Raw genomic sequence first — 22,069 nt, 5'->3', positions numbered from 1 at the left:
AAAAGAACATTTAGGCGTTTGACATAAACTCACCGTTTAGTAGCAACGGGAACACGTTGTTTATTTGATCGTCATTTAGTCCTAGCCAATGCAGCATATGTGCGGCGTACTGCTCATGAGAAATTTTAGGTATCAAACGTCCATCGCCATTGTCGTCTTCGTTAATAATAGGTAAGCCATTTTCGTCCAAGATCTTAAAATCTGGGTAGGAACCAAAGCACATATTATCGGTACTATTAGAAAGCCCAACGGCAGAACTAGGACCAAACATGAATTGACCTCCTCCCCATCCGTGATCGGTTCCTCCACGAGCATTTGTGTGCATGGTTCGGCCAAATTCAGAAAGAGTGCAAGTCATTACACTATCTGCATCACTTCCTAATTCGGTGTAAAAACTCGCTATCACCGATGCAAAATCTATCATTAATTGTTCTTGGCGGTCTTTTTGATCACTGTGTGTGTCAAAACCTTCAAGTTCAACAAAAAATACTTGTCGTGTTGCACTTTGAACTGAAACAGAGCATTTCGCATCAATTATTCGTCGAACTTCCCGGATTTGTTTTTCAAATGCATCTGTTTTGGGAACGGTGTCTGTCTTTATGTTTGTATTAATTTCGTGTTTGGGGTTTTTATCTGAGGTTGGGCGCCCAAAAAGTTCATGAAGATCTTCTGAATAGTATGAAGCTTCCTTCATTACATTGGCGTATGCAGAAGAGAGTGGTGACAACGACCCGTCTTCATTTTCATTAGATGTGACAGATAAATAATCAAACCCACTGATATTATCATAATGTTCTTTTGTAATTACCTGGTTAGTTATTAACATGGAATCAAAGCCATTTCTATTTACAGAAAAAGGCGGCGCATTATTGGAGTCTAGTAACTCATTGGAGCCTGTGTAGAAGCTATTAGAAATCGTTCTGGATTCAATAGGGTCTTGTAATTCGTCTAGTGCTTCACCAAGCCATCCTAGCTCACTATTTTCCCCTAAATGATTCTTAAAGCTTCTTTGCCATATTTCTTGCTGTTTATTATGCGCGAATAAGTTTTTTGGTAGAACGAGTGAGTTAGGATTTGCTTCAAGTATATCTCTCTCACTTAAATTGTCTCCAACCGGAATTATAAAATCAGCGGGGTTATCATGTTGCTCACGATTAGTCTCCTTCAGCAATGTACCCACATTTAAAACAAGATTAGCATTTTTGTTATTAAAAAGGCTATCCAATGGTTTTAACTTCTGGTGGATATTGATTAAGTTACCGCTTTGATCTTTAAGGCCTGAACTCCATGATTCGTCAGTGGCAATTGAACTTCGAGTGGTGTAGTAGCTATCGTTTTTATCTTCAGGAACAACCTGATGGAAAAAGTCGTTACCTCCTTTAAAGAAAACGCAAACTAATGCTTTGTATCCCATCTCACATTCCGATGCGTGAACATTAAAACTCAAACTAGGGACAAGCGCGGAAATGCCTATAGATCCGGCTCCTTGGATAAACTTTCGTCGGGTGACCTTCATTGATATCTCCTGAATATAGGTAAATAAGGCTTAATAAATATTATGGTTTATATCAATTTCCTAACGGTCAGCTGGTGCAACGGTGTAAGGAAAATAGTGAATATTTTGTTGTACATGAAAAAATGGAGATGTTAGCGCTAGTGCTAAGAGTCTCTGCGTCCATTTTATGGAATACTGCTCGAGGTGTTCAATACTGAAATCTGCTGTATTTAAAAGTTCTTCCCTCAACACAGTAGGCATGATGAAATGAAAGAAACGTGCAGACACTATGTCTATAAACGCTGTCCTTCGGTCAATATTTTCATTGCCGTCACTATTTGTTAGCGCGTTGTGGTAATCTTCTATGCGCACGAATGGTCTTTTTGATGCCTCATTAATTAGTTTTGATTTTCTATCACCAGATTTTAGATTTAAATAGTTGTGATCTGAATCTGTTCCATAAACGAAATTTTTATTAAAAATTGAATATATATGGTTATGGACAGAAACCATATGTGACCAATCTATTATTTGAAGTTCAGGAGACTGAATGTTTTCGTATTTTTCACCCTCTGGAAACAACTTTTTTGGCTTGTAGTCAGGAAGATAGAAGTTAAACACTGATGGCGACCCCAGCGGGTATTGATTACATGTCTTATTGTACAACAGGTCATCTTTAACCAGCCTGTTTCCGTCAGAGTCAGTCAACAATACATCTACATCTAAAGCACGGTAAATATTAACTAGTGCTAGCCATGGCTCTCGGACCTTGCTTATTTCTCTCGGTGTTGCGGTATACACTTTGCTATATGTTAGAATGGACCAGAATACAGCTTTTAGATTGCCTTTCACTACTTCACCGCTAGGTATCTTATCCACGCCATATATTTCTTCTAGTGCATTAGTTGAATCTTTAAATGTGCTAACAACTTTAGAAACATAATCTGGAGAAGGGTTCGATGCTACCAAGAGTTGTATGAGTTTGTAGCAAAAATTTGGTGCAGTAGAAGGATGGTCAATCAAACTATCAATGAGCTTTTCTAACTCTAATTCTGCTGGATCGCCATCGAAAGATTGAGGTCCATAATTTTGCATCCTAAAGCTAGTCTCTGTGTTAGCTGGATCTGTCACATCGTTAAATAAAATTTTCTCCTCGTTATCATGCGCCTCTGGAATTTGAATCATATCTGATTCCCAGTCATCTGTTTCACCACGCGTCCAACCAGTGAATATCCTCGCTAACTGTTGAATATCCTTTTCTGTGTAGCAAGGTTTACGTCTTCTAGATGCGTCGAGTTCAAATGTCCCATCATCATTACGTATGTGCAAGCCCATCGTGAATAATTGCATTATTTCTCTTGCATAGTTTTCATCAGGGTTATCTTTATGGTTATCCACCATTGTTAGATAATGTCCCATAACCGGTGATAAAGTAATATCTTTTAACAACTCTCTGTATGAGCCAAAAACATGTTTGCAGAGAATATCGTAGTAATTAGCCATGGCAAGAGGACGGCTTTCGAACTGGAGATCTCTATCTGATACAACAAATACCTGACTCAGAGCATAAGCTAAACGTTGACTTAACTGATCATCTTTATAAAATGCAATGTTTAGCCAAGCTTTTATCCTTGCACTTTGATGTGAGCTTGCTGGGTTTAGATCCCCATCATATGTTATAATCCCGTCTACTATTTTTTCTGCTGATATTATATTCCCATCCTCATCAACTTTTAATTTTCCAGGCGGACCTTTTTCTCCAATTTTTATAACTTCTGTTTCGAGCTGTTTAGCAGTTTCTTCTTTGTGGTTGGATTTTAGCTGATCAACTTGATCTATAAACCATACTCCTGCCTGAGTGTTGAGTAATTCATCGGGTTGACCTTTTTTGGGACCAAAAGTACATAAATCAAGCCAGCGTGATGCTTTAGTTCTAGAAGATATATGCATATCTATCTACCTTTTAAATTAATGTGTATAGGCCAATTTTTGTTTTATTGGCAATGAGTTAACGAAAATATCTATAATCACAGTTGGAGTTTTTAATTTTGAGGTGTTGTTTTTTATTTATGATTCCTGTTTTTAATTGAGAGTGTAAGTTGATATTTAATTTTGCTAAATGGTGTAAAGTTCAATGCTTAATTGAATTAAATGTCTAGTTTTTATTTAAATCCAAGTCAATAAATGTTGTCAATATGGACTGTAATAAAAAGCATATTATCTGCATGAAAAAGTGGATACTTCTCAATTCTAATAATTGGAAGTTAATATGATTAGTGGTGCATATTTTTAAATTAAAGGCCCGGATAATTTACTTTTATAATATAATGTAATGATAATTCCTCTTAAAAAGATCATTATTTCGCATGGGTGAGTTTTGGCGGGATATAAATTGCGAGTGTTTTTTGTGGTGATTCGCGAAAGCGTTTTTTATTATTCAATAGTAATTATTGATGTTAGTTCCATAAATGTAGCTATTGAATTTTTTGACCTGTAGAGTCTATTAAAAGCATGCCGCGAATGGTCGGAAGGGCAAGGTGCGGTCGAAACAAGGCTTGAAGTGATGGCATTCAATCCTGCCGCGAAAAAGCTCTATGAGCGCCATGGCTTTCGCGTGCAATCGCATACCATGTCATGTTTTCATGACTAGATAGTGCAGAATTACATTATTTTCATATGCTTATCGACACTTCGTTTTTCTAGGGGATGAACTGAAATAGTCGTTTTTAAAGGAGAAAGATTAGTAATGAAGGTGTCGTTGTTAAACAAGCTATTGCTCGGTGTGGAAGGGCTGATCGTGGGCTTTCTTTTATTGTTGTCACTGGTGCTACTGGTTGATGATAGGCCTCTCTTTTTTATCATGCTTTTACTGTCGATATTGAGCATGGTTTCACTTATCTATCTTCTTACAAAAACGATTCTAGGAAGTGTTGAGTCAGTGCGAAAGCGGTTTGTTTATCTCTCGCATGTTGGCTTGCTAGTGACTGCGTTTGGCTTTTTTATATTGCTCATTAACGGGAATGAATTTAAAAATCACTCGCCCAATGCGCCTTTTTCAATCTTCGCTTTTGGCGCGATAGCGTTAATTCCTTATTGTCATGTGATGGTGATTAACCGCTTTTTTAAACATCACGTGTGACCATGAGGCAAGGATGAACAGAGACAGGCGCTACACTGTTGTTGGACGATACATTGTTTAGCTTCTGTCCCTGCACAAATCTGCCTAAATGACACTTTGGCCGAACGCACTGAGTATCAACGAGACGGCACGTTCTGCTGAGATGTTTCCTTTGTCCAAGAACGGATTCAGCTCAACCAAGTCGAGTGATGTTATCAGGTTTGTCTCGGCGCATTTCTCTAACAACAGGTGCGCTTCTCGGTAGGTCACACCACCTGGAACCAATGTGCCAGAGCCGGGAATGACTTCAGGATCGCAACCATCAACATCGAAACTGACATGAAAGCCCACGGTATCTTTCGTCACGATTTTAATGATTTCATCGCTGACTTTGTTCATGCCCATTTCATCGATGTCGCGCATGCTAAACAGATTGACGCCTGACTCTCGAATCAGTTCTTTTTCTTTATCATCAATATCTCTGACACCGACCAATGCCACATTTTCTGGTTTTATCTTAGGGTTTGCACTCAAAATACCGGTGAAATCTTTATCGCCATAACCCATCAAGTGTGAAAGCGGCATGCCGTGAACATTTCCTGATGGGGAAATACCCGGAATATTCATGTCAGCATGGGCGTCAAACCAAACTAATCCAATGTTCTGGTTTTGTTGTTGGTAGTAGTCAGCAATGCCAGAAATTGACCCCATGGCGATGGAGTGATCACCACCAACAATCAAAGGAACATGACCCTTGGTGAGGGCATCTCGAGTGACCAATGCCAAATCACGACATACCTGCAAAATTTCACTTCTAAATCGCATGGTGCTGCTTGTTTCTGTCGGTCTGGATTCCATTGATGGAACCGTGACATCAACTTCCTGAGATATGCGATACCCCATCTTTTTAAGTTGTTCACCTAAACCAGCAATACGCACAGCAGAAGGACCACCATCGGTTCCTCTTCGAGATGCCCCTAAATCTAAAGGGACACCGATAATTTGAATTGATTTTGCTTCGTCTCTCTTTTTCACACGGTTGCCCCTCAAAAATCACTGCCTTAAAAGGCAAGTTTTTCACAGTTCGTTTTTCAATAACGTGCATCGTTAACACTTTATTAACGCAATAATTGTGAAAAAGAAGGTGGGATCAAAGATAAGTAAACTGGAAATTTTTGGTTAAGCAGTCGGAGAGGTCACTAAACGTCAGTTATTTCGGTGGCTGATAGGAAGGAGCCTAAAAGGCTCCTTTGCTTTCTATCATGAAACTAGGCAAGTATTAGTTCATACATATATCCCGCAGTCACTGCCATTCCAAACACAACAAACAAGAACGCAATGATGAGTTTGTTTTTAAACAATGATTTAAGGAGGATAACTTCAGTAATGCTGGCGCCTGCCGAACCGATGATCAATGCAATGAGAGCTCCCATACCCATGCCTTTCGCGAGCAATACAGAACTCAAAGCAATAAGGGATTCAACAGTAATGTATAAAGGAACACCAATGATTGCGGCAACAGGAACAGCAAATGGATTTTCTGGACCTGCAACTGCGGTAATGACTTCTGTCGGTACAAAACCATATACAAATGCACCAATGCTGACGCCAATCATCAAATAAGGGAAAGCTCGTTTGAAGTCAAACGCGGCATTTCTGAACATGCGAATGAGTAAATGCTCATTGTGAGTGCTTTTCGTACCACAGCTACTTGAGCAACGAATACTTTCTTCTCGACCTTGCATGGATTCAGTTTTGATTGCGTCTTCAAAGCCCAAAATTTGTAACAGCCAACCTGCAACAATGGCCACAACCGTTGCGGTTATGAAGTACAATGCGGCGACTTTGATATTAAACGTATAAATCAGCAGGCCAAGCACGGTCGGGTTGAGCAATGGGCTTGCAATCAAGAACACCATAACACTGCCAAACTTAACGTTTGCTCGAAACAAGCCTTTCAAAAATGGAATGGTTGTGGCCGAGCAAAATGGCGTGATGACAGCGAGCATTGCAGCGATCAGGTAACCTTTGTTACTGCCCATGATATTCTTTACTTTCTCAGGGGGCATGAAGTGTGCAATCAAGCCGACGAGATAGCTAAGAGCAAAGAATAGAACGGTTAATTGTGCGGCTAGGTAAACAAACATGTACGCTGCATCTTGCAGCATTACGATAAACTCTGAATTCATATGTGGTCGCTTCAACTACTTATTTTGTCATTTCATGAAATCATGAAGTGTATTGAGGCGCGGAGTTTATAGCTGTGATATTTTTATGTCAACATTTCATGAAATCATAAATTGTTATGCGAAGGCATGTATAGAGATAAGTAATGGATTCGATAGAAAGCGCTAAGGTGTTAAAAGAACTCGGTCACCCAGAACGACTTCGTGTTTTTCAGGAATTATCTGACGTGGGCTTAGAGGGGATCACAGTCGGAGAACTGAGAGATAGGTTGAAGCTAAATGGGTCAACGCTCTCGAATTATCTCTCCAATTTGGTGGCGGTTAACCTTGTTGTCCAAGTGCGAGAAGGGAAGTCTATTCGCTGTACTGCAAACTATGACACCTTTGATGCTGCCTTCGACTATATCCGTAGAAATTGCGGTAAGTGCCCAGCAACATATTGAATAAATGAGTCAAATACGCCCGCTGAATCCTGCATCTTCAGCTTGTTTGGGTATAACGGGCGTATGATACCCACTCATTCAGCGCTATTACATTTAAAGTGACTAAGCGATTGTTAGTGTTGCGATAAAATCGTCTAACCTTTGATTGCTAACACAACGCCACACGTTGCTAAAATCCCACCAGACAGCCTATTGATACGCGCTTTGGCTTTTTCACCGTTAAACACATGCGTTGCTTTGTCTCCCAATATCGCATACCCGCTTAACACACCGCCTACGGCCACAGTTGAAAGAATTAAAACCGTTAAGATGCCGGAAGTGGAAAGGGTTTGAACATCGATAAAGGCTGGGAAGAAACCCATGTAAAACAAAATGGCTTTAGGGTTCGAAAGGGTAATGACCAACCCTATGGCGAGGCTGGATGCGCCTTTTGCTTGGTTAGGCGTATCGTTTTCTAAAGAAACGGTGGGCGATGTCCAGCTTTTGTAAGCCAACCAAAGTAAGTATGCAGCTCCCGCATATTTCAAGACGCTTGAAAATTCCCCTAACGCTGACGCAACAGCTGTTAGCCCCGAAAGCGCTAAACAAATAAAAATGTAGTCTGCCAAAAGCACCCCAAGCACAACCATCAAGCCTTGTTTAACACCGAAAGACAACGAACGAGAAACCACCGCCATCACGCTGGGGCCGGGAATGATCACAGACAAGAGTAACGCAAGAAGCAGGGCGAAACTTGAAAGTAAGGTCATTATTCTTCCTTGAAATGAGTGGGATGAGATAGGGCAGTTTTCTCTTAGCTCAGAAAAACGGCGCATCCCTCGCGCCGTGTTTTAAAAGAGGGGACTTTCGATTATGCGGGCTCGTTAACCGCCTATCAAGACAGTTGGCATGCCGACCACAATAGTGCCGCCATGCGCTGTCATGTCACCCATTCTTGCGGCGGGGAGGTTGCCAAACAACACCGTCGCACTGCCTTTGGTGATGGTGTCTGGTGGCCCCACGCACGTGCACATTTGCCCGACCGTTGCGGCAGGCATGTTGGCAATTAGTACGGTGCAAGGTAGTGGCAATATTGGCCCACCAACATGTGGGATTGGCGGTACAGCAGGGGTTTGCATCGGGCAAACGTGCATGTCACCAGCACGGGCTGCAGGTAATGTCATGCTGCATGTCCTATGTTTCCATTGCCGCCGTTGGCAATGTCTAAACCCATTTCGATAAACAGTCTGTATCGTGTTTCTGCTTCTGCGCCATCTGGCAATATGGCGGTCAGATTGATCGCGCCAGCTACCGCTTGTGCATATAGATACTCAGGAGGGGGAACAATAGGATCTGTAGGGCCAGTCATGCTGCCGCCACTCCAAAAGACAGCCTGTGCGACCCAACCTGCGCCATTTTGCAACGTAGCAGCATTTGCTGTGGTTTCAGCATAGCGACGGCTGGTTTCATCTGGCGTGTGTACCCATGCTTTGGCAGCGCGAATGGCATCCAGTTGTATTTCATCCCAGTCTTGGCGCGTACTGGCACAGCAACATGCCCACCACACGGCTTCACGTACAGGTAGACCATGGGCAAGAAAGATAACGGCATCGGCATTCAACCCTTCCTGTAGGGCGCGATTCAGCAATTGCTCTGGGGTCATGCTCGGTTCAATCAATGGTTTGATACCGTCTTGTGGCTCGTATTGGCACAGAATGTTTTCCGCGAACGGGTGGGGGATTTTTACAAAACTCATCAGTTCACCTTCGTAATCGCGCCTTGGATTTGGACCATCGCCCCGCCTTTCACTTCTGCCATGGCACTGCCATTAATGCTGACCATTGCCCCTTTAATGTCTGTTTTCCCTGAGCCTTCTACTGTCACCATCGCCCCCTTCACTTCTGCTTTTCCGCTACCATTGATGCTGATTTGTGGCGCATCAAGTTTGATGCCACTGGCGCTAATTTCCAGCTTACACGCACCAACAGACAGTGAAATTTTGGTCTTGCCGCTGATGTCGATGGTTTGTCCGTCTACAGACACTTTTGATGTCGCGGAGATTTCAGCGTTGCTGCCCGCTTCAATTTTTACATTCTTGTCTGACGACAATGCCATGTCAGCTTTGCTGCTGGCTGTAAACTTGTCGTCAGTTTTTGCAGTGAAGGCTTCTTTGCTGGTGATGTCGAGGGTTTTTTCGACAGTCAGTGCTTCTTTTCCTGTGACGGTTCGTGTGCTGTCATTCAACACTTCAACCATAAAATCACGCTCTGCATGCAGAAAGACCTGTTCTTTGTCTTTCTTATCTTCGAAGCGCAATTCATTGCCATTCTTGCTGCTGCCTTTGGGCGTTGAACGGGTTTTGATACCGCTCTGTGTGGCAACGGAATAGGGCGGAATGTTTTTTGTGTTGTAGATTGAACCTGATACAACGGGTCGATCTGGGTCACCCTCGATATAGCTGATAAGCACTTCATCGCCAATGCGCGGAATGAACTGCATACCAAAGCCATTGCTTGCAGCGCCTTGAACCACGGGTAGCCAGCAAGAGGTGTTTTCGTCGTTTTTGCCTTCGGTGTCCCAGTGAAACTGAACTTTTATTTGTCCCGACTTATCTTTGTAAATTTCCTCACTGCTAGGGCCTGTGACCGTTGCAGTATGAATACTGTGAATACGTGGTTTATCGATAAATCCAGAGCGAAAAGGGGTAGTAGAAGGAATACATTGAAAGCGATTTGAGCACTCAAACGGCCGGCCACTTGATGCGCCGGAATAGTCGCTTTGAATTGAAATTACGAGATACTCTTGATTGCATGTCGTGATGGGGTGCTGTGTGAGTTTGAATTTATTTCCAGCACCGAGGGTCGCGACTTTGGATTCAGCAAAGCTAATGATTTTTCCGCTGTCATGCGCTTCCATCTGGCGCTTTGCGCTATCACGTATGGCTGCTTTATCAGTGAAACCTTGCCCGTAATGGTATTGGCTAAGTCCTGATACGAATGCGGCGCTCGCGGTTTTCTTATCGCCACTGGTAATGGCTTCAGCCAAGGCTTCACTGTGATCGCCCAGCGAGATGGTTGATGTATTCACTCGCGTTTCAGTTAACCAACTGGTGACTTCCCGCGAAGGATTGGGGTTTGGCGTTTGGTAGGTAAAGGTATTGTCTGTGATGGTTTTGAATGCTTGGTTGCTGTCACCTACGGTGAGCATGGGTTTGCTGCTTGAGTGATCAAAATGGTAATGCCAGCCTTCAAAACTCATTAAGCGTTGCACAAATGCCAGATCAGTCTCGTCCGCTTGGGTGCAATATTCGTGCGTTGCTCCTGAACCTGAAACGGATATTTTGGCGTTGCTTTTTATGCCGGCTTCATTGAGCACATCTTCGATAATTTGCTTACTTGTCATGTTCTGGAAGATTTTTCGATTTCGACGATAAGCAAGGAGTGAAAGGGGATCTTTTGCTTCTAAGGTGTAGTAATAAAGCGCTTTTTCTTCGCTGAATCCTTGCAGTGAAATGGTAGTGATCAGACCCAGCAATGTGGTGCTTTCTTGCGGGCTTTTGATGTCAAACTTAAGTACTTTTCCGAGTGATTTATCAGCAATCAGATCTTCACAAACAAGGGATGCGCTGAGTGTACAGTGGTTTGAGATTTCAGCGCGCATAGAAAGCGTCGTGACAATGTGGGGGCCTTTCCCATCAATGGTCGCGGTTATGGGGCGAACATCGGCCTGATAAGCGGTTGGCATAGATTTTCTTCCCTAAAATTCAGCAATCGCTATGGGCACAGTCGATTTCCTTCAGGAATGCGTGCCGTTATTTTTTTGTTAATGACTAATCTTATGCTAGCTGATGCACAGCGCCTTTAATCGGAAGTTTGTTTGCGGGGCGGGTCAAACTCTTCTGCAATTTTGATGAGATAAAAATAAACTTTCGCTGCTTAACAGTTTGTTTTTAAAAGAAGCCATGAAGAAGATATGGGAATTTAATCGCTTGTTGCCAAAATAAGGGGTTGTCAGGGCAAATGCGATTTGGATATACTCCGCGCCCGGTTAGAGAGGCTATTTTTCATGAACGAAAAATAGATTCAGCCAGCTTTCAATCGGCTGCAAAATGGACACTTGCCCCACGGAACTGGGCCCAGCGTAACTGTGAGCATTTACGGGCCTTATTATTCACCGTGATGGTAAGCACACCACTTTGCATGTCCTGCCAGTAGTGTTGTCTTCGCACGCGTGTGGATTTGAGCGCCCGCCTAAATCCAGATACTAAAGCAAGGTAACATAATGCAAATCATCTTCAGTTTGGCCGGTATTTTGGCGCTGTTAGCGTGTGCTTACGCGTTGTCGGAAAGTCGTCGCGATATCAAATGGCGTACCGTTCTTGGTGCATTCGGCCTTCAAGCCGGTTTTGCCGCTCTTGTTCTCTACATCCCTTTTGGGCAAGCCGCACTTGGCGCGTTAAGTAACGGTGTTTCATCCATTCTTTCATTTGCCGATCAAGGCATAGGCTTCGTGTTCGGTAATCTAGCGTCTGGCGATTTTATCTTCGCAATTCGTGTTCTTCCTCTCATCATCTTCATCTCTTCACTGGTTTCTCTGCTGTATTACCTTGGCGTAATGCAATGGCTTATTAAGGTGCTGGGCGGTGCTATTCATCGTCTTCTCGGTACCAGCAAAATTGAGTCTGTCGCCGCCACGGGTAACATCTTCCTTTCGATGAGTGAAGCGTCTTTGGTCGTGCGTCCATTCTTAAAAACCATGACGCGCTCCGAATTGTTCGCGGTACTGGTGGGCGGTATGGCGTCAGTGGCCGGCTCGGTACTTGGTGGCTATGCGGCAATGGGTGTCGAACTGAAATACCTGATCGCGGCAAGTTTTATGGCTGCGCCGGGTGGTTTGTTGATGGCAAAAATATTGGTGCCGGAACGTCAGCAGACCAGTGACCAATCTGATTTTGAGCTTGAAAAGAGTGAAGATGCTAATGCAATTGATGCTCTCGCATCAGGTGCGATGAACGGCGTAAAAGTGGCGGTTGCTGTGGGTGCGATGCTGGTGGCGTTCATCAGTGTGATCGCCATGGTCAACGCAGGTTTTGAAGTTGTGGGCAACTGGTTTGGCTACGAAGGCGTTACATTACAAAGTATTTTCGGCTTCTTGTTTGCGCCGTTGGCACTGGTTATTGGTATTCCAATGAGTGAAGTGCTGACCGTGGGTTCGTTGATTGGTCAGAAGACCATCATGAACGAATTCGTCGCATTCCTTGATTTCGAAAGCGTTAAATCAGTGATTTCGGCACACAGCCAAGTGATTGTGACCTTTGCTTTGTGTGGCTTTGCCAACATTGGTTCGATTGCGATTCAGCTAGGCTCCATCGGTGCAATGGCACCTGAGCGCCGTCATGATGTGGCGACGTTGGGTTTCCGAGCTGTTGGTGCTGCAACATTAGCTAACTTAATGAGTGCGGCATTGGCTGGCTTGTTTATATCGCTATAATCGGCGATTGAGCAAAGACACATCTTTTCCTTAAAAGGGCTGCGATATTCGCAGCCCTTTTTGTTGGAGGGATTTTGCGTCTAGGTTATTGACCTCGGCCTGTTAGCATCACCCAGATGGTTTTAAACATGATATAGCAGTCCATCTTAAACCATGTTTTTAGCGACGTGAGAGACAGTGCGTATGAGTGGTCGAAGCCCACTTTAGAACGCACATCTGCAATGCACGTATCGTAGCCTTGGTTGACTTGAGCAAGACCCGTGATGCCGGGTGTTACCCCGTAGGTGCGTTCTGCAAAGTACGGGATAGCGGCTTCAAGTTTTTGATAAAACCCTGGGCGTTCTGGTCGTGGGCCGATCAACGACATGTCACCGACCAATACATTGAAGAACTGCGGGATTTCATCCAAGCGGGTTTTACGCAAAAAACGACCGACACGAGTAATACGAGGATCACCATCCGTCGCCCACGTTGCACCTGTTTTGCTTTCGGCGTCGGTTCGCATGGTGCGGAATTTCACCATGTGGAAAATCAGACTCAGTTCCGGTGTTGAACGGCCAATACGCATTTGGCGGAAAAACACGGGTCCCGGGCTGTCGAGCTTGATAGCAATCGCAATCAAAGGAAACAGAGGGAGTGTTAATGTAAGGCCAATCAGAGTGAGAACAACATCAAACACACGCTTAGACTTTGCCGTGATTGGGTCAATATCACTGTGGTTATTCATAGTCACCTTATTCATTCTTCTTCGAGTGTTAGTTAAAAATGATGCGATGCTGCTTTCTGATTTTGCCACTTGCGTAGTCATAGTTTAGCCCTCAATAGATTTAGATTCGGTTAAACGCGCTGCCAGCGGCCCGCTTCAAGACCGACAATGTACCGAAGTGTGCCAATCATGTTGGCGGTGTGGCCGGACACCAGATAGCAAAGTGTCGCAAGCATTGGATTCTTTGGGGTGATCTTAAGGAATTTGATGAACGCGACGAGAGCGTAAGCTGCAACCTGAGCGGCTGCACCCATCAAAAAGAGTACATGAAATTGTGCCAACCACAGCCAGCCCATGAGCGCGATGAGCATAAGGAAAGGCATCACCACACGCAGTGCTTTGCCGGATACAAAGGTGAATGCCACACCGCGATATTTTGGGTTTAGCAAGGCCGCCAAGCGCACCATTTGTTGGTAGTTACCGGCACCAATGCGAAGACGGCGTTTGAAATCTTGGTCTGCATTTGTGGGCTCAAGCTCGACAGCGCAAATCGTGTCATCAACTGTGCCGCGATAGCCTTGTGCGACAATGCTCATTGGCAGCACGAAATCATCATTGATTGTGTCGGCAGCAAGTGGGGTGAACAATTCACGACGCATTAAGTAGAGAGCGCCATGTGCGCCTAAGGTTGCGCCCATTTTTGCTTCACGATGCTGAAGTGCGCACTGGTAATCCCAATATTTCTTCTCGCCTTCGGTAGGCTCAAGCAGGTGATAACGGCTGTTTACGACACCAATTTTTGGGTCAGCGAAGTGCATGGCGGCAATCAATAATGCATCAATCGAAATGAGGGACGAGATATCGCTCATTGCCACAATGTCTTCGTCGATCAGGGCCATCGATTTGTTGATGACTGCGACTTTTCCTTCATTCACCGTGTATTCGATGACCGTCAAATCCAAATGCTGACAGGCTGTTTCGTTTAACGTTTCGCGAGCAATGTTGGCGGTGTCATCTGAGCAACCGTCACATGCGAGTACGATGCGCAATTTGTTGTTTGGATAATCTAAGGTCGCGAGATTACGAATTTTGTCTGCGATCCATTGTGCTTCATTGAATGCCGGCATCAGAATCGCAACAGAAGGTAACTCCTCATCGGCTTTTGAACTGTTGTAACCCCGTGTCATTGGTGTTGATGACAGCGATGAAGGAACACAGCGCACCAGCACTTTTAGCAAGAGGGGGTAACCAAGGTGATGGTAAATCACCAAAAACGTACTGATGGCTGTAAGCCATAAAATCCATGTGCTCATAGCGATTTCCCCTCAGCCAGTGCGTCGTAAGCACTTGCCATGGTGCGAATGTCGGCACTGTTCGTGACAAATTCACGGGGGCTAGCGATGAGGCGCTCATAAAGGAAAGGAAGCATTTTTTCCGCCATGTCTTTTGCGTCGCCGGCTTTCAAAATCACACCTGTTTGTGGACACAGCGTTTCTACAGCTCCGCCGACATTGGTGACAGCGGCAGGAATACCGCAGGCTTGTGCTTCAAGAGGAGCCAGCGGGAAGCCTTCATTGAATGAAGGTAAGCAAAACAAATCGAGTGCTTGGTAAAAACGCGGCATGTCATCGACATACCCAAGAAAATGGACGCGTTTTTCTACATTGAGCGATTTTGCTAATTCACGAAGTTCGTTTTCTAGCGTACCGATCCCTGCAATGGTCAAATGCGTGTTTTCTGGCAAGGTTGCCATCGCTTCAATCAATACTCGGTGACCTTTTACATCTTCCAGGCGACCACTCGCACCAATCAGTTTTACGTCTTTTGGTAGGTTGAAAAACTTACGCGCAAACTGCTTATTGCCAGGCGAGTATTTATCGACATCAATGCCGTTTTTAATCACTTGAACACCCGCCATGCCTGGCATGGTATTCAGAGTTTTTGCGACGACATCAGCATCTGCGACCAAGGTGGGGTTCGCGACAAGGCGTACGATTTTTTGAAGCAATTGATGGCGCTTATCGCTGTAGTGCCAAGCATCGTGTTCGGTGTGAATCAGTGAAATGCCAGCAAGACGCGATGCTATCCCTGCGTAGAAGTAAGGGCCGATATGATGAGTGTGAACCACGTCTGCATTCAGCTCGATCAGCAAAAGCTTCAATTGCTGAATAAGCGGCAATGAAAAACCTTCTGGTTTGTTAAGAAAAATTAGTTGGTCTTTGCATGCTTCAAGGCGGGGCCAAGCTTTAATCGCTGATTCTTTATCGCCTTCCAAACTAACAATCTTCATGCGTTTTCCGTGGCTGGAAAAGCGCATAAATTCGAGCGCCATCACTTCAAGTCCGCCGGGTCTTAAATGCTGTACTACTTGAATGATTGTTTTCATGGTTGCCTCGGTTGTTTTTATATGTCGACACTTAAGGCTACCAATGCATGAGGTGTGCCAAAAAGTTAGACGTTTTAACATGCTAATTTTTCAATGAGTTAACAAATCGACGTGCCACAGGCTGTTCGAATTTTTTATTATGAGAATCGGTATGAGAAATTCGTCAGTGTTAGCGTGCTAATTCAATAATTTGCTGCCGCCATGTGTTCAGTTGCTGCGGGGTAATGCCTGGCACATCTTCCCACTCATCAGGAATGGTGCGTTGTAGTGTCGAAAGTAACGCGCTGGCTTGTTTGTCGGTTTGTGCCTTCTGTTCTAGCCAAAGCATCCAACGGTAATCGACGATACCTTCCATGATTTCATAGAGATCGCGGTGAATATCCGGCTCTTCGGGGCACGGGTTCTCTGTGGGGTATAAGAACTGCACATCAAACTCTCTGCCATCTGTTGGGTCAAAAGGGTCTGCCGTTGGCATGCGTCCATGCCATTTCAAAAAGCCATCTGCTTGTGTTTGCCAAAGATAAAAGCCTGACGAGGCACGGGGGTTTGGAAGGTTGTATAACCAGACTGCTCTTTCGTCTGCTTGAGCCTCTGCAATGTCGTCCTTGTCTGCGCCAAAGCCATCGTTGATCAGAACCAGATCGAACATCGGGAGGTAGGCTTTATCTTTATCGTGATTGAGGTGGCCTGCTAATTTGGCGGTGGGAGCAAACATGGCGAAATGCCGTTGCATGTCTTCAAACAAATCAACATTGCCGGGGTTGCTGGGTTCATCGGCAATCGACCAATAGGGTGAAGGCTGTAAGCGCTTTTTATACGAGGATTCAAGCTGTGCCACTACATTGGCGGCATTTCCTGTGCCGATGGCTTGGCTAAGGCGTTTAGCGGGGGCGTAGGCCATGGATGCGGTATACCCCATTTTATTCAGTGAGGCAGACAGTTTCTCAAAAGCCCGTTGTTCGTCTGCGTTGTGGGGCGTTGGAAAGGGTGGGGAAATGCCTGTTAATCCAAGGTTTCGTAAATAGGAGAGGTCACACATCATGGCCTGATCACCTAAATGCGCAATGTCTTTGAACCAGCCATAATGCACCGGTTTTTCGAGATAAATGCCCACTGGTTTACTTAATGCGGGCAGTGATGCCTTAACCACTCTGACGGTTAACGGCTGTGTAAGGGATTTACCCTGCATCATGACGTGCAGTTCACCCGAGTATTTGCCTGCAGGCGTGCCTTTGGGTACATCGATACGCAATACCAGTTTGCGTGGCATGGCGACGCCTTCATTAATGGGCATGAGCCCGTGGCGTAAAAAACTATCGTTGGCATTGAGTAATGTCGACGAAAGGTGTGTGCGGGTTAAGCTCCATTGGCTCCAATGCCAACTGACATTCAACGCCGTTTCGCCAAGCGTGGGTTTACTGATCATCACCATTGGCGCGCCGGGAACGTTGCCCTGTTCGAAGTTAAATTCAATCAATGCTGATGTATCGGGTGCTGCGTTCACGATGCTGCCAGCGTTATTGCTTGTGTCTTTTTGGGTTGGCTTTAAATGCGCACTGCCTGTTGGCCAAGCTTTCCAATCTGAAACAGGCCAGTTCTTCTCCCACCACGCTTGTCGTTGTCGCGTGAGCATGTCCAAAATCATCGGGTTGTCAGCAGGAACGGCCAGAATGCCGCTCACAAATTGCGCGTCAGTGGAGTCGCCATAAAGCTTAATGATGACAGGGTCGCCATTGCTGGTGACATTGAATGTGACGCGGTCACTTTCTTGTTTGCCGTAAAGATCCCAACTGTTGCTGTTGGGGGTAACAGCAACATCGCGTCGTTTGAGGTAAACCTGCTCAATCCACTCTCTTGGTGAACGGTTCTGGCGATACACAGTGTTTCCATTTACGCGGATTTCTCGCTGTAAAGGGTGGGGTAGATATTCCCATTCCCCTGCATCACGTAACCAGAAGGTGATTTGCCAGTTCCCTGCTGGCAGCGGCAACGCTGCGGTATCAATGCCACGAATACCGTCAATGGTTAAGCTGTCTGCAGCTTGCATGCGGGCGCTGCGGTCAATGGGGTTTAACCCTTGCCCCGTTAAAAGCCCAGACTTAATCGTGAGCGGTTGAAATCCTGGCCAAATGGCACTGCCGACAGGGCCAAGATCCCATGCATACACGTTCTCACCCAATGGTTTAGGCGTTTCCACGTTGGCAGACACCAACGCAAAGCCGCGTTTTTTCTCGCCAGGGAAGATAATGATTTTTTCGAGGGCATTGAGGTTGAGTTGTCGACCTCCGGGGGTGCGCATGCTGGCGAAAGGCACTTGGAGTTCAAACTCGCCTTTGGTTAGCACACGTTCGATATTGGCACGGTCTGCATAGCCGGGGTTCACGGTATCGTCAGCTCGGATCACCAAAATGACCTCACTGTCTGAGAGATTCATGCCCTTGATGATGAGCAAACTGGTTTCTGACACCGTGTGCAATGAAGATTTTTCGATGCGAAGTTCTGCACTGACAGGTGCAGCAATTATCGCCAATAAATACAACAACCAAGCTTTCATACCAGAGAACCTTCCTTGTTGACTGAGTGTGTTGGCTTTACAAGCGTGCCGTCTGACACGCTATTCGTTATTTTGATTCAATGACTTTGGCTTCACCCGCAATCAATTTACTCCCTTCTTTGGGGGGAATAATATCGTCGCTCAATTCAGGAATACGGGTTAGCACCGGTGCGCCGGTGATTTCTTCTAACATGGCGATGCGGCGAACGGAGGTATCGGTCAGCTCCAGCAACACTGCCATACCGCAACCAAGGAAAACGCCACCCACCATGCCTGCAATGGTGAAAACAAAGAAAGGAAGATTGCTCGGCACGCCGGGAGAATAGGGGCGGTCGATGACTTTGATACGTTTGTCCTGTTCGAACACACCCAGTGAGCTGGTTAAACGTGCCATTTCGTAGCGCTCTAGGAGTTCATGGAAAAGATCGCGCTTCACTTCGAGGTCGCGTTCAAGTTTTTTGATTTGCTGTTCTTTTTCCCCTGATTTGCTGGTTTTGATCTCCAGCTCGGTGATCATTGAGCGAAGACTTGATGTTTCTTCTTCCAGCATCTCTACTTTGCTGCGGGCGAGCTGCAGGTTTTCTAATTGGGAGATCAGGAGAGGTTGAGAATCACCGTCGGTTTCCATGGTTGAGCTACTGGCGATATCCCAGAGCTGGCTTGCATCCACGGTTTCAGAAGTGTTGGATAAAAGTTGGGTGCGTTGTTCTTCCAAGCGACGAAGGCTTCGTGTTGCCCCTTGAACCAGACTGTGTTGGTCGGTGTAGCGTGCTTTCAATAGCGCGAGTTCACTGCGAATTTTGACGATTTGGTCTTCAATCTTTCCGATGACGGGGTTGGTGCTTGATAGCTGTTGATCGAGTCCACCCAAGCCTCGTTGTGCACCCGCCATTTCTGCTTCTTTTTCGGAAAGCCGCTGCTTGAGCGCTTCAATGCGCGAAAGGTTTGCGAGCTGTAATGCAGGCAAACCATCAGAGTGTTCGGTTTTAAATTCTGTCAGGGCAGCTTCTGCTTTATCGAGTTCTTGGCGGCGAAACTTGATGTGCTCAGAGAGAAAGAAGCTGGAATCTTTCATTGAAGAACGCTCTGGTGCGAGCAGCTCTTCGATGACATGTTGACTCACGATTTCCAGTGTTTCTTTCATTCCATCGGGGTTGCCCGCGCGATAATCGATGCGGATAACGTCTTTGCCTATGGTGGTCATCGACAAGCCGGCGGATAAGGTCGCAATGGTTTCATCGACAAGCGCTGGGTCAGAATCTTCTGCAATCAACTCTTGTTCAATCGCCACCTTGCCGAGAATATGTCGGCTGTGGAGCAATGTTTGCAGCCCGCTAAAGCGCTCTTTCATCTTAGCGGAAACCGCCAAGTCTTCGAGGAACGGGTTCATCTTCGATGTTTCTTGGATCAACATACTGGTGTGAGAGTTGTATTTTTTGGGGCTCATCAAGCCAATTGCTGTGCCCATGAGCGGCAAAATAATGATGGGCATCATGATGACGTAACGGCGACGCCACGCCCCATCAAGTAGAATCAGAAATTTGTACGTAAGCGTGTTCATAGCGCGTCCAACCATCTCTCAAGTTCTTCTGCGCGAGCCTCCCATGTGTGAGGCTTCACCGCGGCCTGTTGCTGCTCATTTCTTAGCTGGAATTGCGCTTCTTCTAGGGCTCGAATCATTTCTTTGTCCGTCGTGACCACTGATACGTATGCCGAGTAGCTCGATAAAGCCGGAAACGGCGTACTCACCACGGGTGTGCCTGTGGCCAAATACTCGCGAAGCTTTAGCGGGTTACAGGCATGGATTTGCGCATTGTCAGCAAACGGCAGCAAACTCGCTGTCCAGTGTTGGCTGTAGCATGGCAACAGGTGATGTGGGCGCGGGCCAAGTAATCTCACGTTGCTGTGTTTGGTGAGTGCTTGAGCGCGTTCACATGCCTGACCGATGAACACAAAGTCCCATTCGGGCAACGCAGAAATCACGGCATCTAACAAATCATAGTCCAGCCATTCAGACAATGAGCCATAAAACCCAGCAATGGGACGTCGGGTGTAAGGCATATCGTCAGCGCGTGGCGCAGGCGTGGAAAATAATGAGTAATCAACACCATGTGGCAGGAATTGTGTGCGCTGCTCAGGAAAACGATGCACCAAGGTCTCGCTAGAGGCGAGGATCAGATCTGCTTTGTTGATGAGTTCTTTTTCGCGCTCTGACACGGTGTCGTGATCGACACCTGCAAGGGAAGAGAAATCATCACCGCAGTAATACACCAGTGATTCAGTGCCAAGTTTGTCTGCGACGTCCACAGCGGTTGGCAGTGACGTCCACAAGATAGGGTCATGCAGGTTATGTTTTTTGATGATTGGAAGCAGCTGCTTCTTCAACCAATTGGCGGCAAGGTTACGGCTAAATTCTGTGCGCGGAGCCGGCAATGTAGTTGGGTTCACTATTGTGATGTTGTCAGGCGTTTCAATTGATATGGCTGCGGCACTGCCGACTTTCTTTGCCGTCAATTTTTTCCATGCGCGTCTCATGTCGTTAAGCGAGAGACGAGGTTGACGTAAACCAATAGAATTTACCCAAATCACTTTGCGTTGCAACGCAAGATGACGAATGAGGTGCTGTGTACTGGATGGCAACCCGCCCCAGTCTTCGCCGAAAACGATCAAATCTCTGTTCATTTTTTCATCTCCTCAGCGGTGAGTGGACGAAGTACTTTTGCAGGCACACCTCCGGCAACAACAAATGGCGGTAAATCTGAGGTAACAACACTACCTGCGGCAACAATGGTGCCTTCGCCAATGGTAACGCCAGCCATCACGGAAACTCCCGTGGCGAGCCAGACATCACGCTCTAATATGATGTCGCCGACTTGGCTATCTAGTTCGGGTAAGCCGGCAGCACGATCTTCTGCATTCATTGGATGGCCTGGGTATCCGGCTAAAAATGCGCGTCCTGCAATGCGTACGTTGTCGCTAATCACCACTTGGGTACCCACCGCAATCGTGGTTTGCCAACCGATATCTACATTGCTTCCAACGGTCAGTGACGGTGTTACGCTACCCACCGTTCGGCCTGAAAACGTGGTTTGGCCGGAAACGCGGCACTGGTTGCCGAAATCTAACGTGACTGGGCCGCTAACGAAGGGCATTCCACCGTAAAGATAGAACCCTTTACCCACGCTCCGTACACGACCTTTGAAGGTGGGCGTCCAATAAAACGTGCGGGTAAAATTTGCCCATAAGCTCATGATAGTCGTCGTAAAAAAATACAAGGGTGCAGAAATCAATTTTGGTGCGGGTACGCTCATTTGCATCATGGCTTTTAGCACGGTGAACAGACCACGAGCGACGGGGTTTGGGCTGTGTTTTATCCACTGACGTGTTGATTGCATGTTCATGGCAATCACTCCTCAGCCACTGATAGGGAGAAGTGATAAGAACGGCTAAGATGGCCGCCATGTAAGCAAAAGCTGAAGATTGACGTTGAGGGTATAGAAGATTCAGATACTGCAGCAAACATCCCACACATAAACTTCTCCTTCTTATTATTCGTTCGAACGTTAGATTGTTCGTTGAATAAAGGAAAAGCACAAAGTAGGCCAACTTTAAATTATATAAAAATCATAATGTTAAAAGTGTTCGATGTTTTAACGCATGGCATTTTCCCATTCTGATTGTCAAAAAGACTAAATCAGACACACAGAAATAT

General features: G+C 45.7%; 18 protein-coding genes and 1 pseudogene. 4 read left to right on the top strand and 15 right to left on the bottom strand.

Annotated elements, in window-relative coordinates:
* Positions 1-10 precede the first annotated feature (10 nt).
* Positions 11-1,516 carry a DUF1501 domain-containing protein gene (locus BCT27_RS08600; RefSeq protein WP_102395557.1) on the bottom strand — a complete coding sequence of 502 codons (1,506 nt, stop codon included), beginning with the start codon at positions 1,514-1,516 and terminating at the stop codon, positions 11-13.
* Positions 1,517-1,576: 60 nt separating this feature from the next.
* Positions 1,577-3,445: a DUF1800 family protein gene (locus BCT27_RS08595; RefSeq protein ID WP_102395556.1), complete on the bottom strand. Its 1,869-nt coding sequence runs from the start codon at positions 3,443-3,445 to the stop codon at positions 1,577-1,579.
* Between the two features lie 562 nt (positions 3,446-4,007).
* On the opposite strand from BCT27_RS08595, the pseudogene BCT27_RS26015 reads away from it, so the two are divergent.
* Both BCT27_RS26015 and BCT27_RS08585 read left to right on the top strand, forming a co-directional pair.
* Positions 4,008-4,145, top strand: a pseudogene (locus BCT27_RS26015) (GNAT family N-acetyltransferase); the annotation flags it as partial.
* 108 nt (positions 4,146-4,253) lie between these two features.
* Positions 4,254-4,634 carry a hypothetical protein gene (locus BCT27_RS08585; RefSeq protein WP_133153375.1) on the top strand — a complete coding sequence of 127 codons (381 nt, stop codon included), beginning with the start codon at positions 4,254-4,256 and terminating at the stop codon, positions 4,632-4,634.
* Between the two features lie 84 nt (positions 4,635-4,718).
* Here BCT27_RS08585 and rocF read toward each other — a convergent pair whose 3' ends face one another.
* Positions 4,719-5,648 carry an arginase gene (rocF, locus tag BCT27_RS08580; RefSeq protein ID WP_102318764.1) on the bottom strand — a complete coding sequence of 310 codons (930 nt, stop codon included), beginning with the start codon at positions 5,646-5,648 and terminating at the stop codon, positions 4,719-4,721.
* A 233-nt stretch (positions 5,649-5,881) separates the two neighbouring features.
* Entirely contained in the window at positions 5,882-6,802 is a 921-nt protein-coding gene (locus tag BCT27_RS08575; protein ID WP_102318669.1) for a permease, read from the bottom strand.
* Positions 6,803-6,945: 143 nt separating this feature from the next.
* On the opposite strand from BCT27_RS08575, the gene BCT27_RS08570 reads away from it, so the two are divergent.
* A complete protein-coding gene (locus BCT27_RS08570) occupies positions 6,946-7,242 on the top strand; it encodes an ArsR/SmtB family transcription factor (RefSeq protein WP_102318668.1) in 297 nt (98 codons plus the stop codon).
* 134 nt (positions 7,243-7,376) lie between these two features.
* On the opposite strand, the gene BCT27_RS08565 is transcribed toward BCT27_RS08570, so the two are convergent.
* The 4 genes from BCT27_RS08565 to BCT27_RS08550 form a co-directional block, all read right to left on the bottom strand.
* A complete protein-coding gene (locus tag BCT27_RS08565; protein ID WP_102390193.1) occupies positions 7,377-7,991 on the bottom strand; it encodes a LysE family translocator in 615 nt (204 codons plus the stop codon).
* A gap of 114 nt (positions 7,992-8,105) precedes the next feature.
* Positions 8,106-8,405: a PAAR domain-containing protein gene (locus BCT27_RS08560; protein ID WP_102318666.1), complete on the bottom strand. Its 300-nt coding sequence runs from the start codon at positions 8,403-8,405 to the stop codon at positions 8,106-8,108.
* Positions 8,402-8,977, bottom strand: a complete 576-nt coding sequence (locus BCT27_RS08555) for a DUF6931 family protein (RefSeq protein WP_102318665.1) — start codon at positions 8,975-8,977, stop codon at positions 8,402-8,404. The genes BCT27_RS08560 and BCT27_RS08555 overlap by 4 nt, the downstream gene beginning before the upstream one ends.
* Complete coding sequence (locus BCT27_RS08550; RefSeq protein ID WP_102395554.1) at positions 8,977-10,965, bottom strand: type VI secretion system Vgr family protein; 1,989 nt, start codon at positions 10,963-10,965, stop codon at positions 8,977-8,979. The genes BCT27_RS08555 and BCT27_RS08550 overlap by 1 nt, the downstream gene beginning before the upstream one ends.
* Before the next feature lie 537 nt (positions 10,966-11,502).
* Here BCT27_RS08550 and BCT27_RS08545 point away from each other — a divergent pair.
* Complete coding sequence (locus BCT27_RS08545) at positions 11,503-12,711, top strand: NupC/NupG family nucleoside CNT transporter (protein ID WP_102318663.1); 1,209 nt, start codon at positions 11,503-11,505, stop codon at positions 12,709-12,711.
* A gap of 85 nt (positions 12,712-12,796) precedes the next feature.
* Here the strand turns inward: BCT27_RS08545 and BCT27_RS08540 are convergent, their stop codons facing one another.
* The 7 genes from BCT27_RS08540 to BCT27_RS08510 form a co-directional block, all read right to left on the bottom strand.
* On the bottom strand, positions 12,797-13,438 hold the full coding sequence (locus tag BCT27_RS08540) for a sugar transferase (protein WP_241908538.1): 642 nt from the start codon (positions 13,436-13,438) through the stop codon (positions 12,797-12,799).
* Positions 13,439-13,548: 110 nt separating this feature from the next.
* Positions 13,549-14,730 (bottom strand): glycosyltransferase family 2 protein, encoded by a 1,182-nt coding sequence (locus BCT27_RS08535; protein WP_102395553.1) that lies wholly within the window; start codon positions 14,728-14,730, stop codon positions 13,549-13,551.
* Complete coding sequence (locus BCT27_RS08530; RefSeq protein WP_198597532.1) at positions 14,727-15,803, bottom strand: glycosyltransferase; 1,077 nt, start codon at positions 15,801-15,803, stop codon at positions 14,727-14,729. Before BCT27_RS08530 ends, BCT27_RS08535 begins: the two co-directional genes overlap by 4 nt.
* Before the next feature lie 169 nt (positions 15,804-15,972).
* Complete coding sequence (locus BCT27_RS08525) at positions 15,973-18,357, bottom strand: hypothetical protein (RefSeq protein ID WP_102395552.1); 2,385 nt, start codon at positions 18,355-18,357, stop codon at positions 15,973-15,975.
* 67 nt (positions 18,358-18,424) lie between these two features.
* A complete protein-coding gene (locus tag BCT27_RS08520; RefSeq protein ID WP_102318660.1) occupies positions 18,425-19,918 on the bottom strand; it encodes a GumC family protein in 1,494 nt (497 codons plus the stop codon).
* Positions 19,915-21,039 (bottom strand): glycosyltransferase family protein, encoded by a 1,125-nt coding sequence (locus tag BCT27_RS08515; RefSeq protein ID WP_102318659.1) that lies wholly within the window; start codon positions 21,037-21,039, stop codon positions 19,915-19,917. The genes BCT27_RS08520 and BCT27_RS08515 overlap by 4 nt, the downstream gene beginning before the upstream one ends.
* A complete protein-coding gene (locus tag BCT27_RS08510; RefSeq protein ID WP_102318658.1) occupies positions 21,036-21,758 on the bottom strand; it encodes an acyltransferase in 723 nt (240 codons plus the stop codon). The genes BCT27_RS08515 and BCT27_RS08510 overlap by 4 nt, the downstream gene beginning before the upstream one ends.
* Positions 21,759-22,069: the final 311 nt, after the last annotated feature.

It is taken from the genome of Enterovibrio norvegicus (genome assembly GCF_002876705.1).
Taxonomy (GTDB): domain Bacteria; phylum Pseudomonadota; class Gammaproteobacteria; order Enterobacterales; family Vibrionaceae; genus Enterovibrio; species Enterovibrio norvegicus_B.
Note: the sequence above shows the minus strand (reverse complement) of the source record. Positions and strands in the feature narration are given on the sequence as shown.

Coding starts and splice junctions, on each gene's coding strand:
- BCT27_RS08525 (WP_102395552.1), bottom strand. CDS start 18,357: ATGAAAGCTTGGTTGTTGTATTTATTGGCGATAATTGCTGCACCTGTC.
- BCT27_RS08545 (WP_102318663.1), top strand. CDS start 11,503: ATGCAAATCATCTTCAGTTTGGCCGGTATTTTGGCGCTGTTAGCGTGT.
- BCT27_RS08530 (WP_198597532.1), bottom strand. CDS start 15,803: ATGAAAACAATCATTCAAGTAGTACAGCATTTAAGACCCGGCGGACTT.
- BCT27_RS08520 (WP_102318660.1), bottom strand. CDS start 19,918: ATGAACACGCTTACGTACAAATTTCTGATTCTACTTGATGGGGCGTGG.
- BCT27_RS08550 (WP_102395554.1), bottom strand. CDS start 10,965: ATGCCAACCGCTTATCAGGCCGATGTTCGCCCCATAACCGCGACCATT.
- BCT27_RS08540 (WP_241908538.1), bottom strand. CDS start 13,438: ATGAATAACCACAGTGATATTGACCCAATCACGGCAAAGTCTAAGCGT.
- BCT27_RS08600 (WP_102395557.1), bottom strand. CDS start 1,516: ATGAAGGTCACCCGACGAAAGTTTATCCAAGGAGCCGGATCTATAGGC.
- BCT27_RS08595 (WP_102395556.1), bottom strand. CDS start 3,445: ATGCATATATCTTCTAGAACTAAAGCATCACGCTGGCTTGATTTATGT.
- BCT27_RS08555 (WP_102318665.1), bottom strand. CDS start 8,977: ATGAGTTTTGTAAAAATCCCCCACCCGTTCGCGGAAAACATTCTGTGC.
- BCT27_RS08575 (WP_102318669.1), bottom strand. CDS start 6,802: ATGAATTCAGAGTTTATCGTAATGCTGCAAGATGCAGCGTACATGTTT.
- BCT27_RS08515 (WP_102318659.1), bottom strand. CDS start 21,039: ATGAACAGAGATTTGATCGTTTTCGGCGAAGACTGGGGCGGGTTGCCA.
- BCT27_RS08560 (WP_102318666.1), bottom strand. CDS start 8,405: ATGACATTACCTGCAGCCCGTGCTGGTGACATGCACGTTTGCCCGATG.
- BCT27_RS08570 (WP_102318668.1), top strand. CDS start 6,946: ATGGATTCGATAGAAAGCGCTAAGGTGTTAAAAGAACTCGGTCACCCA.
- BCT27_RS08535 (WP_102395553.1), bottom strand. CDS start 14,730: ATGAGCACATGGATTTTATGGCTTACAGCCATCAGTACGTTTTTGGTG.
- BCT27_RS08565 (WP_102390193.1), bottom strand. CDS start 7,991: ATGACCTTACTTTCAAGTTTCGCCCTGCTTCTTGCGTTACTCTTGTCT.
- BCT27_RS08510 (WP_102318658.1), bottom strand. CDS start 21,758: ATGAACATGCAATCAACACGTCAGTGGATAAAACACAGCCCAAACCCC.